Here is a 12,180-nt window from a genome sequence, read left to right as displayed (position 1 = left end):
ATTTGTACAGCGATTTTTCGGCTGGAACACTCCCAACTCGGCTGGAACACTCCCAACTCGGCTGGAACACTCCCCAACTCGGCTGGAACACTCCCCAACTCGGCTGGAACACTCCCCAACTCGGCTGGAACACTCCCCAACTCGGCTGGAACACTCCCCAACTCGGCTGGAACACTCCCCAACTCGGCTGGAACACTCCCCAACTCGGCTGGAACGCTCCCCAACTCGGCTGGAACGCTCCCCAACTCGGCTGGAACGCTCCCTGATCCGGCTGGAACCCTCCCCACCTCCGCTGGAACCCTCCCCAACTCGGCTGGAACCCTCCCCAACTCGGCTGGAACACTCCCCAACTCGGCTGGAACACTCCCCAACTCGGCTGGAACGCTCCCAACCCGGCTGGAACGCTCCCCAATCCGGCTGGAACACTCCCCACCTGGCTGGAACACTCCCCACCTGGCTGGAACACTCCCCACCTGGCTGGAACACTCCCACTCCGGCTGGAACACTCCCACCTGGCTGGAACACTCCCACCTGGCTGGAACACTCCCCAATTCGGCTGGAACACTCCCCAATTCGGCTGGAACACTCCCCAATTCGGCTGGAACACTCCCTTATTTTTATAAAAACACACATTTTTAATGTACCTTTGCGCACTTTTTATAAACTTCTTTGTTTGTAAAATCGGTAGTATTGTCAGCTATTAATATTATTGTTCTTTTACTGTTCCATGAAAAGGAATTTTTTTACGGTATTCTCTTTTTTTATTCTCTTTGTTTTATCGTTTTCTTCGTGTCATACACCGGTAGGGCGCGCTTTTAGATATAATTTTCCGGGTTTTCAGGATTACGAAATACTTCCCTACCGCACCGTAGCCGCCAGCAGCGAGCCACAGGAATTGCCCTATTCCGAATGTTTTGACCCCTATATTTCGGAAGAAATGGATAAGTTATTGCAGAAAATGCACACTTCCGCCATTTTGGTATTGCACAACGACAGTATTGTTGCCGAGTGGTACAATGAAGGAATTTCTGATACTTCCTTTTACAATACTTTTTCGCTCACCAAATCTATTATGAGCATACTCACCGGTATTGCCCTCAAAGAAGGAAAAATTAAAAGCATATCCGAACCTATCGCCACTTATTATGCACCTTATCAGGAAAACGGGCGCGACTGCATCACGTTTGAGCATTTGCTGCGTATGCAATCGGGGCTAAAATATACCGATCATTATTTTAATCCTTTTTCCAAATCTCTGGCGATTTATTACGGAAAAGATTTGCACGATTTTGCCTGCGAGTTAGAGCCGCGTGCAGAACCCGGAGCCGAAAGTTTTTACCGCAATTGCGATGCTGCCGTATTGTCGGTAGCTTTGCGCAATGCCGTAGGTGTTGATTTGAGTACCTACGCCCACGAAAAACTATGGCAGCCGCTCGGTGCTACGCAAGATGCACGCTGGCTGCTCGATGAAGAAAACGGCAACGAAAAAGGGTTTTGCTGCCTGCATACCAACGTAAAAGATTTGGCGCGGGTAGGCATCTTACACAAAAATTTGGGCTACTACAACGGCAAACAAATATTGGATTCCGCTTATGTGAAACAGTCGCTTGTGCCGAGTAAAATCAACAACCGCTTTAATGAGGTGCTGGATTACGGCTTTGGCTGGTGGCTCGATGATTATTCCGGCAAAGGCGATTATTCGGCACACGGCGCATTGGGGCAGTGGATGGTAATTGTGCCGCACAAAAATCTCATCTTTGTACATTTCGGTAAATGGGATAATTATCGCTTCCGAAAAGATTTCTTTGACCTCATTGTCAATACTTATGCTCCTGATACCTACTGATGCTCGTTTTTTAGTATCTTTTTATTTAAAGAAAAATTGAGATAAATATGATATTGGGCATAGATTGTGTATTATTATTAATATTTGATTTCCAACGCTTTATACAATGATATTATAAGCAGCGGAAGTATTGCCACTGACAGGAAAAACAAGCAGGAACACCGTGCCGCGCGGTTTATTGTCTTTGATGCTGATGCTGCCGCGCATCATGTGCACCAACTCGTGTACAATAAAAAGCCCCAAACCTGTGCCTTTGGTGCTGCGGGTGTCTTCGTTGCCCACGCGATAAAATTTTTCAAACACTTTCTTTTTGTCGGCGGCGGCAATACCAATACCGCTGTCTGCCACTTCCCAGTGCAATTCGTTACCTTTGGTAAACAGCACACACGAAATCGTATCGCCCTGCCGCGAATATTTGAGGGCGTTGTCCAACAAATTTATACATAGTGATTGCAATGCCAAAGGGTCGGCGTGTAGCCATACATCTGTTTCTATGCGGCTCTCAAAATGCCGCAAATTTTCGTATTTTTCACTAAATTCATCAAACAAAGCCTGCAACAAATCAGAAATACACAAAGGTTGCAAACTGAAAGAGGCACTTTGGCTTTCCAATTTGGCGGCGAGCAGGAGGTTTTCTACCAATTCGTGCAGGCGGTCGGTGTCGTTGAGGGCATTGTGGAGGAGTTTTTTTTGTTTTTCGGGGTCTAATTGTCGGTTGAGCAGCGTTTGTACCACCAATTTCAGGGCGGCAAGCGGCGATTTGAGTTCGTGGGTGATGGAAAGCAAAAAATTGCGCTGCTGATGATTGAGCGACAACTCCTTTTTAAAAGCTCCGTGAATACGATATACTCCCAACGACAAAATGAGCAAAAAAACAGCTCCTTCGCTCAAAATCATAGTGCGTTGCGAAGCAAAATGCTGCTCTATGTGGGCGTATTGCGGCGTGCTGCGAATAGTTTGCGGTGTTTTGCCGTATTTTTCGCCCTCCATCTCCAACAATTCTACATTGAGGCGGTACAAATCGCGGTTGTTGCGCAAGTGCAGATTAATCCACCACACCGACATGGCAAATACATACACCACTAAAGCATAAAACCACAACAAAGGCGAAAAAATATGTTTCAGATTTTTGAGCATTATTCAAAGGTAGCATTTCTTTTTTTAAAAAAACACTACCTTCAAAAACTTGCTTACAGGAAAATTATGGTCGTAAAATAATAATTTTTTCCACTGAACCCCTGCCGATTTTGGCAAAATAAACGCCCTGCGGCAAATGCGCTATATCAATAAAATTATCGCCCTGACGGATAGAGATGTCCAATATCGGTTTACTCTGAACATCTATTAATTGTAAGCGTTCGGGCGTTGCAGATTTCCATATCAAATGCAATTGAGCACGTACCGGATTTTGGGCAATGTATAATTTTTTGTTTTCAATGCTTCCTGTTGTTTCTACACCATCTGTCAATATACCTTCGCAAATACAATTTGTGTTGATTACATCATCAGTAGTCAGCGGATTCTGGTCATCGCAGGACACTGTTTCAATGAGGGTGTACTCACACTGGCAAGTGGCTAAATTAAAATAGTCGTAGGTATAAACACAACTGTCATTGCAGTAAATGGGTTCGTAGTAGCAATAACAGTAGTCCGAATTATAAGAATCGTTGGTGCTGCAATTATTGTCATCACAGTAGGGCAGCAAAATTACTGCATGGTCGCAGGAGCAGCTTTCCGAATTAAAGCTGTCAATGGTATTACAATCACCATCGTCACAATTTACGGCTTCGTGGTAGCACAGACAAGCCGCTTCGTTATATAAATCTATAGTAGCGCAATCGCTGTCATCGCAATTATATGTTATCAGGGTATGCACGCAATTGCATAAATCGGTATCATAAATATCGGCAGTATTGCAGTTGTCATCATCGCAGGCATTAGTTTGGTCGGCAGGAAAATGCTCACAGGTACAAGTAACAGCATCTAATATATCTGCCGTTGTGCAGTCGTTGTCGTTGCAATCCGGTGCAGCAACGGCAAAATGCAGGCATTGGCAAATTGCTTCATCATAAACATCTAAAGTAGTGCAGTCCCAATCGGCACAGTTGCGAGGCGGCGGCACACTGCCCGATAGCAATTTACACACACAGGAAGACTTATCCCAATATTCTACCCCATTGCTGCAAATACCATCATCACAATTGGGAATGGGTTGCGGTATATATACACATTTACACGAATCGGTATCGTAATAATCAACAGTATTGCAGTTTATATCATCGCACACATTGGGCAAACCGACATCTGCGTGTGCACATTCGCAAGTTGTCAAATCATATATTTCTGCCGTATTGCAATCACCGTCATCGCAGCCCTCTAATGTTTGTGGCGGAATAAACTCGTGAATACAATTGCAGGTAGATACATCATAACCATCAGAAGTTCTGCAATCGCCATCATCACAAGCTGGAGGAGGAGAAGGGGGATAAGTACAAGAACAAGTACTAAAATCATACGATAAATAAGCATTACAATCGTCACTGCTACAATCGGGTATAGGAATGTCTATATAATGACAACTGCAAGCGGCGGCATCGTACACATCTTTGGTGCTACAATCGCCGTCATCGCAAGCCAAAGTATCGGATACACTGCGATGCAAACACTCGCAGGTGGGGCGGTAGAATACATCGGTGGTATTACAGTCGCCATCATCACAATTGAGCGCAAAGGGCGTATGTACACAGCGGCAATTATTAAAATCATAATAATCCAGCGTATAACAAAATATGTCTTCGCAAGAAGGAACAGCAAAATTCGGAATAGGAATGTGCGTGCAAGTACAAGTATTGGAGTTATATACATCGTAGGTGCTGCATATATCATCGTTGCAAGAAGGAACAATAGCAGTACCCACACAAATACAATCTGCCGAAATGCTGTCGTCTTGCGTACTGCATAAGCCATCATCGCAGGCATCGCCTGTATTGGCTTGCAGTTCGGGGCAATCATACGTTTGTGCGATGGCGGGCTGCGGCGACATCAACAACAAAATACCGCAAATAAGCAAAGAGCAATGTATAAATGGAAAGCGCAAAAATAATTTCATATCTAAAAAATTCAGGGTGTGATAAATTTAAAAACATATTTAACAAAGTTAAGGTAGTATTTCACAAACTGTATAAGTTAAAAGGTTATACCATTAAAATATCTATTTGTTTGGGCGTGTAAAATAAACTGCGCTATCCGTAAGAAATAGGGTTATTTAAATATAAATTTGAATACTGTCTGGGAACATAATTTTGGGTTGAGCAATTCCACTTATTCTGAATATTTTTTGCCGCTAAAAAGATGAGTTTTATCAAAGCCATATCGGAGGGGAAAGCTCCCTTGTTTTTGGTAACTTTTCGGATTTGGCGATGATAACTCTCAATGGCATTGGTGGTATAGATAATCTTTCAGATAGCTTGGGGATAGTTAAAACAGGTACTCAATTTGTCCCATTTTCTTTGCCATGATTGGAAGACGAGGGGGCATTTGATACCCTATTTTTCTTCCAGTTTAGCCAATTCCAATTCTGCCAATTCCTTGGCTGCCTGATAAACAAGTCTTATAAATCCTGCATAAATTCTTTATGGTCCTTATTTTGAACATATTTTAATGAATTGCGGATTTGGTGTACGATACAACTCCGTACTTCTGTTTTAGGAAAGATGGTCGCTTTTTTAATACAATACCTCTGTTTTATCATTTATTATAAGATAAAAGGCAGACGAGCCTTAGCATATATGCCTCATCAATACGCAGTAAATAAATCGTTTTGGTATAATATGAAGTATTTTAAGGGTAAATAACTGAGAACCATATTATTAAACAATCAATATTGTTATCTGAAATTAAATATATTGTTCCAAAAAATACATCATTATTGCGTTTTTAAAAACTTAGCCCCCCAGCGTTTGCCGCTTGTGTTTTGCGCCGAAATATAGTAAATTCCCGTTGCCAAATTTTGCAAGCTCACCTCACCCAATGAAGCGGCGGGTACAAAATCGCGCTGCCATACGCATCTGCCTTGTGCATCGCTGATACGCAAACTGATATTTTCGTGCATCGCTTCGCCGGAAAAATGCACTTGCAGCATATCGGCGGTAGGATTGGGAGCTATTACAAGCGGGAGTATTGTTTGCGGCTCGTTGCCAAAGCCCACACCTGCCGCTTCTACTCTGAAATTATCAAAAGCAACTTCGGTATAAGCAGTTGCCGAAGTGTCGGTTTCGGTAACACTGATTTCAAAATAGTAAGTGGGAAAAGCGTTGGAGTTATCAGGACGGCTAAATTCAAAATATTGCCAGGTGCTGTTGGTAATATCCGTATCTGCCCATTCTTGCAGCAAAAAAGTAGTGTCGTCATTGCCCACACTGCAACGAATTACAGACGAGCCGCTGCCGCATGCCCATAAATTAAAACTCAAAGATTATCAAATCCTTGCGGATTAATCCAACCGAAATCAGGAGAACGCAGAATAGTAGTGCCTGCATCTAAATCTTGTTGTTCCAAAGCAGCGGCGGCATTGCCTGTCATATAGCAAAAACCACCATAATCATCATTTACATCGCTATAAGGCGCACAAGCAATATTGTTGTGCGTAGCCCCGTGCGGTATTCCGCGTTCCCACATACCATTTATGCTGTCGCCGCTTACCTGCCAACCATAATCAAAGAAAAAATCATCTGCGATTATATCCTGACCTCCTGTATATAAAGTTATGGAGTTTTCCTCTATTGTATAATTTTCATAGTAATATATTTCTTGCCCCCACAATCCTATATAAATATCATATTGATCCGGTACAAAATCAGGAATTTGAATAATGCCATTTTGGTCTGAAATATATAATTCTTCTTCACCTTCGGGATTGATAAGTAATACATAACAAGCAGCAGTATAAGGAATGCAAACTGCGCTTACCTGCGTTTCTATTGTCAGTGTAAATTTTTCTTTCTGAACCAACTGCACATCTAAATTGGTGTATTCGGCGGTATTGAGTGTGGTGGTGACGGTTTTGGGATAATAGCCGAATTTGCTGAACTCTACCGTATAAACACCTGCATTGGCAACGCCGCTTTTGTAAGCACCCGCTATATTGGTGGAGTCGGTGTAGGCGGTATTCAGTATTTTTACCTGTACATTATGAAGCGGTGTGCCGCTTGCCGAGTCGCTCACCATTCCTTTTATATAGGCGGCTCTTTGGTAAGTGGGCTGCACGACCCACAAGCCGGTGGCGCGGTCGGAGGCGATGATATTTCCGCTGGGCAAAAAGGATATGCGTCCCAACAGCCCTCAAAACAGCAGCCTGTGAGCGGATTGGTATCATAAAATTCTGTTTGTACCAAATTGTCAGGTTCGTGGGCATCTACAATCACTACGCCATCGTTGTAGTAGCTGGCAACAATAAAATCGTTGAACACTTTTACGTTGTGTGGTGCAGCATTGCTGCCGGCGTTGGACTGATAAATATCCAAAAGTTGCACATCGTTCAAATCTTCTATATTATAAGCTGCAATATAAGCATCGCCTTTTTCGTCAGTAGTGTAGAGGGTGTGGCTGTCGTCCGAAAGCCAGGTATTGTGTGTAAATGCGCCCGGTGTTTCTTGTGTGGTTAAAATTTGCGGTGCGCTTTTGTCGCTCACATCTACCACCGAAAAATGACCGTTGTAGATTTCGCCGCTATACAGGCGGTTGTTGCGCACATATCCATCGTGTGTGTAATAGTTGGAATAAGCCCCCACAATCGGCGGCTGCATCGGGTTGGCGTTGAGGTCAAGTATCAAAGCACCGCGTTTTCCCACAGGTACATTTTTGTTTTTGTTGTTGTAGCCGTATAAATACAGATAGCCGTCTTCATCTACCCACAGGGCGTGTACGGTAGCAATAGTATCATTGATGCCATAGTAGGATTGATAATGAATACTATCGGGCAAATATTGCAGGTCGGCGATGAGCAAACCGTCAGAACTGCCCGAAAAACCATCGTGTACAATATAGGCGTAGTGCGAAAAAGTTTTCATTTCGCGCCATATACTGTTGGCTTGAGCCGGAATAAACTGCACTTGTTCGGGCTGTTCGGGTGTGGTAACATCAACCACCGACAAACCACTTTTTAAACCCACCAAGGCATATTCTTTATCGTTGGCGGCATAGCCCCAGCAACTGCTCAACATTTCGCTGTAAGTATAATTGGAAAGGAGTTGCATTTGATTTTGTGCCGCCGTTGTTGCCCAACAGCACAGCCAAATGCTCCAAAAAAGGTGCAGTTTTCTCATGATTAAAGTGTGTATATATTTTATATGTCGTATAAATAAATACGCAAGATAGCTTATTTATTTGCAAATTTTGTCATAGGATATTCAAAATTACACACATTTTGCCGCTTTACTACCAATTTACCAAGGCTTTATTAAAAATATCATCGGTAATTTGTTTGGTGATGTTTTCAATGAGTTGGTCTTCCACTTCGCGCAGGGTAAGGGTGCTTTCAAAATCTTCGTAGCGTGTAAGGAGTTTGTCCACGTTTCCTGACTGAGGCGGTTGAGATAAGTGCAGCGCACCTCTATGGTGAGGCGGCTCAAAGAGGCACGCTCGTTGCTGTTGAGAGCCACCGGCACTACCGTATAATTCACCACCGCCCCCGAAAACTCCAAATCGCCGCCTCTGTCTTTGAGGTTCAGGCGCGTTTCGTTGACGAATTTGTTTTGCATTTTTTCGGTGAGCAAAGGACTGAGGCGCGCATTGACCAAAGAGGCTTCATTTTTAAAATACAACACCGACACCGTCTGCACCTCCGGCGGCACCGAAGCACCACTGAAAGAATAAATGCCGCAGGATTGCCACAGCAGCAGCAGTATTGGCAGGCAAGTATATAGCAAAACCCTCTTACTCATCATTGCATAATTGTTTTATTTTTTGCTCGGCAAAGCAATTTCCAATACTTCCTGCATCGTTTTTACATAATGAAATTGCAGGTTTTTGATAAAATTAGGATTGATTTTTTCCACATTTTTGCGGTTTTCCTCGCACAAAATCACTTCTTTGATACCGGCTCGCTGTGCCGCCAATATTTTTTCTTTGATACCACCCACCGGCAATACTTTGCCGCGCAATATATTTCGCCGCTCATCGCCAGATAGGGGTTTTACGGGCTGCCCCGACAACAAAGACACCAAAGCCGTGAGCAAAGTGACTCCCGCCGAGGGTCCGTCTTTCGGAATAGCTCCTTCGGGAATGTGGATATGCAGGTCGTTTTCGGAAAATATGTCTTCGTTGATGCCGAGTGTTTTACTGTTGGCTTTGATAAAACTCAACGCCGTTGTCGCCGACTCTTTCATCACATCGCCCAGATTACCCGTAAGTATTAAATTGCCTTTGCCTCTGCTGCGGTTGGTTTCTACAAATAAAATGTCGCCGCCGCTCGCCGTCCACGCCAAGCCGATAGCCACTCCTGCTGCATTGTTTCCGGTGTAGCGTTCCGGCTCCATGCGCGTGCTGATGTCCAACACCTGATGCACCATTTCCACATCTATTTTGGAGGGTATTTCTTCGTACATTGCCACCAATTTGGCAATGTGACGCATCAGGGCGGCGATTTTGCGCTCCAAATCGCGCACTCCCGACTCGTGGGTGTATTCGTCAATCATTACCGCCAGTGCTTTGTCCGAAATCTTGAACTGCTTCGGCTGTAAGCCGTGTTTTTCTGTTCGGGAATGAGGTGTTTTTTGCAATTTCTATTTTTCTTCCGTAGAATAACCGCTCAACTGAATAATTTCCATACGGTCGAGCAGGGCGGGCTGTATGGTGGATAAATTATTGGAGTGGCGATAAACATCACACGCGAGAGGTCGTATTCTAACTCCAGATAATTATCGTAAAAAGTGCTGTTTTGTTTCGGGGTCGAGTACTTCGAGCAATGCCGAAGAAGGGTCTCCGCGAAAATCATTACCTACTTTGTCTATTTCGTCCAATATAAAAACCGGATTGGAAGTACCCACGCGTAAGAGCGATTGCAAAATGCGCCCGGGCATAGCACCGATATAGGTTTTGCGGTGTCCGCGCACCTCCGATTCGTCGTGCAAGCCGCCGAGCGACATACGCACATACTTGCGTCCGAGTGCCCGCGCAATGGAGCGTCCGAGCGAAGTTTTTCCTACTCCGGGAGGTCCTACAAAGCATAAAATCGGCGATTTGAGGTCGCCTTTGAGTTTGATAAATCGCCAAATATTCCAAATGCGCTCTTTGATTTATCCAAACCATAGTGGTCATCTTCCAAAATTTTTGAAGCGCGTTTCAAATCCAAATTATCTTGACTCACTTCGTCCCAGGGCAAGTCGAGCAGCAGTTCCAAATAATTCAGGCTCACCGTATAATCCGCCATATTGGGGTTCATACGCTGTATTTTGCGCATTTCTTTGTCAAATGCTTCGCGGGCGGCGGTGGGCATCAATTTTTGTTGGCGCGTTCGCGCAGATTTTGCAGTTCGCCCACAAAAGAAGCCCCTTCGCCGAGTTCCTCCTGAATGGGTTTCATTTGTTAGTGGGAGAAAATAATCGCGTTGCTGCTTGTCTATCTACATTTACGCGCGACTGAATTTTATTTTGAGTTCCAGCAATTGTATTTCGTGATGCAGCAATGCTAATAGTTTTTCACCACGTTGCTGCAAATCGTTGATTTCTAGGAGTTTTTGTTTTTCCTCAATAGGAACATTTAAGTTAGAGCATATAAAATGCGTGAGGTGTGCATTTTTATCAATATTGCGCACCAGAAAAGTGATGTCGTTGGGAATTTGCGGCGACAACTCCAATGGCACGCACGGCACGTCTTTCAGGCTCGACATCAGAGCTTCTAAATTCGGCGTTTGCTCTTCCTTTTCTTCGGGCAGTGCTTGTATTTGTGCTTTGATATAAGGCGATAAAGTAGTTATTTTTTTTATAACAAAACGCTGCCTGCCCTGTAAAATAACCGTATGCGTATCATCGGGCAATTTCAATATTTTTACTACCCTTGCCAAAGTACCGGTGGTGTATAAATCTTTTGAAGTGGGGTCATCAACCTGTGCCGACCGCTGCGTAATTACGCCGATAAGCTGGTTGGTATCGTGGGCTTTTACGGTTTTAAGCGATTTATCGCGCCCTACACCTCTTAGGCACTACTATATTCGAAATAGCACCGTATTGCGCAAAGGCAACAAAACTACCGTTTCGGGTATTTCCATAAATTCGTTCATTTGGGAAACCTCTTCGTTAATAGATACTAAAGGGAACATTTCCGATTCTTCGTCGAAGTAATTTCAAAGTATTTTGTATTTTTAATCATAGAAACATATCTGAAAAGCTATGATTTGTTTATATACTTATCAGATTTTTTTGTCACCAGCAGCCTGTATAATAAAAGGCAAAGAAGTTAATATTCATATTTTTGCAACAAATAAGAAGGGGCGTTTTAGGCAGTAATACTACTGAAATGCTGATAATATATTGTTTTCAGGAGTATATATAGACAGTTACTATCATCACTGAAAAGTTTGCTGCATTGCGATGCTGTTCGGGCATTAATATTTTTTTTAACCATTATCATTTAGATAAGTGCATAAATATTTTTACTTTTGAAGCCACTTTCTATAAAGAAATATTTGTTTTTTATCTTTTTTGTTCAACAAACATATTATATTTTTACTTATGATTTTTCGCAATAAACTACTGCTTTTTTCTTGGATAGCGGTATGTGTGGTGTTTTTTTGCAATAATTTGGCAACAGCACAAAACAACTCCATTTTATTTACCTATGGAAAACAAGAAGTGCCTTTGTCGGTTTAATTGTATAGGGTGAAAAAACAACCGCAACGATGCCAATTTGTACAAAGAACAATCGGTGCGCGAGTATTTGATTTATTCATCAATTTTTAAATTAAAAGTGAAAGCCGCCGAAAGTATCGGTTTGGATACTTTGGCTTCGTTCAAAAATGAGTTGGAGCAATATGCCGCCAATTGGCACATAGCTACCTCACAGACCGGGATGTGGGCGAAGAACTCATCAAGAAGCCTACGAACATAGCAAAGCAGAAGAGCGCAAGAGTAGCCTATTGGTGATGTGCGCCGAAGATGCTTTTGCCCGAAGATACGCTGAAAGCCTACAACAAAGCCTTGCGGCTCAATAGATGAGATATTGTGCTCAAAGGCAAAGATTTTAATCAGGTTGCCCGCGAATCTTCTGACGACCCCTCGTGCGCGAGACAATGGCGGTGGAACAAAAACGGTTTTTGTCGGCATTTCAGACAATATACC

11 protein-coding genes and 1 pseudogene are annotated in these 12,180 nt (G+C 43.4%); 4 read left to right on the top strand and 8 right to left on the bottom strand.

What is annotated here, in order from left to right:
* Positions 1 to 2 precede the first annotated feature (2 nt).
* On the top strand, positions 3 to 266 hold the full coding sequence (locus tag IPL35_05890) for a hypothetical protein (protein MBK8442955.1): 264 nt from the start codon (positions 3 to 5) through the stop codon (positions 264 to 266).
* Positions 267 to 727: 461 nt separating this feature from the next.
* On the top strand, positions 728 to 1,846 hold the full coding sequence (locus IPL35_05885) for a serine hydrolase (GenBank protein MBK8442954.1): 1,119 nt from the start codon (positions 728 to 730) through the stop codon (positions 1,844 to 1,846).
* Positions 1,847 to 1,945: 99 nt separating this feature from the next.
* On the opposite strand, the gene IPL35_05880 is transcribed toward IPL35_05885, so the two are convergent.
* From IPL35_05880 to lon, 8 genes and pseudogenes are all read right to left on the bottom strand, one after another.
* Positions 1,946 to 2,983: a HAMP domain-containing histidine kinase gene (locus IPL35_05880; protein ID MBK8442953.1), complete on the bottom strand. Its 1,038-nt coding sequence runs from the start codon at positions 2,981 to 2,983 to the stop codon at positions 1,946 to 1,948.
* Positions 2,984 to 3,047: 64 nt separating this feature from the next.
* Positions 3,048 to 4,955 carry a T9SS type A sorting domain-containing protein gene (locus IPL35_05875; GenBank protein MBK8442952.1) on the bottom strand — a complete coding sequence of 636 codons (1,908 nt, stop codon included), beginning with the start codon at positions 4,953 to 4,955 and terminating at the stop codon, positions 3,048 to 3,050.
* Positions 4,956 to 5,088: 133 nt separating this feature from the next.
* Positions 5,089 to 5,301, bottom strand: a complete 213-nt coding sequence (locus IPL35_05870) for a transposase (GenBank protein ID MBK8442951.1) — start codon at positions 5,299 to 5,301, stop codon at positions 5,089 to 5,091.
* A 470-nt stretch (positions 5,302 to 5,771) separates the two neighbouring features.
* Entirely contained in the window at positions 5,772 to 6,317 is a 546-nt protein-coding gene (locus IPL35_05865) for a T9SS type A sorting domain-containing protein (protein ID MBK8442950.1), read from the bottom strand.
* Positions 6,314 to 7,162 (bottom strand): carboxypeptidase regulatory-like domain-containing protein, encoded by an 849-nt coding sequence (locus IPL35_05860; GenBank protein ID MBK8442949.1) that lies wholly within the window; start codon positions 7,160 to 7,162, stop codon positions 6,314 to 6,316. The genes IPL35_05865 and IPL35_05860 overlap by 4 nt, the downstream gene beginning before the upstream one ends.
* Complete coding sequence (locus IPL35_05855; protein ID MBK8442948.1) at positions 7,078 to 8,169, bottom strand: choice-of-anchor B family protein; 1,092 nt, start codon at positions 8,167 to 8,169, stop codon at positions 7,078 to 7,080. Before IPL35_05855 ends, IPL35_05860 begins: the two co-directional genes overlap by 85 nt.
* Positions 8,170 to 8,289: 120 nt before the next feature.
* Positions 8,290 to 8,790: an LptE family protein gene (locus IPL35_05850; protein ID MBK8442947.1), complete on the bottom strand. Its 501-nt coding sequence runs from the start codon at positions 8,788 to 8,790 to the stop codon at positions 8,290 to 8,292.
* Between the two features lie 12 nt (positions 8,791 to 8,802).
* A pseudogene (lon, locus tag IPL35_05845) lies at positions 8,803 to 11,162 on the bottom strand (endopeptidase La).
* 412 nt (positions 11,163 to 11,574) lie between these two features.
* Between lon and IPL35_05840 the strand changes: the two are divergent.
* Together IPL35_05840 and IPL35_05835 are read left to right on the top strand one after the other, a co-directional pair.
* Positions 11,575 to 11,712 carry a hypothetical protein gene (locus tag IPL35_05840; GenBank protein MBK8442946.1) on the top strand — a complete coding sequence of 46 codons (138 nt, stop codon included), beginning with the start codon at positions 11,575 to 11,577 and terminating at the stop codon, positions 11,710 to 11,712.
* 37 nt (positions 11,713 to 11,749) lie between these two features.
* Positions 11,750 to 11,950, top strand: a complete 201-nt coding sequence (locus tag IPL35_05835; GenBank protein ID MBK8442945.1) for a hypothetical protein — start codon at positions 11,750 to 11,752, stop codon at positions 11,948 to 11,950.
* Positions 11,951 to 12,180 lie beyond the last annotated feature (230 nt).

Source organism: Sphingobacteriales bacterium, assembly GCA_016711285.1.
Lineage (GTDB): Bacteria > Bacteroidota > Bacteroidia > Chitinophagales > UBA2359 > JADJTG01.
The sequence above is the reverse complement of the archived record's forward strand: the minus strand, read 5'-3'. Positions and strand labels throughout refer to the sequence as shown.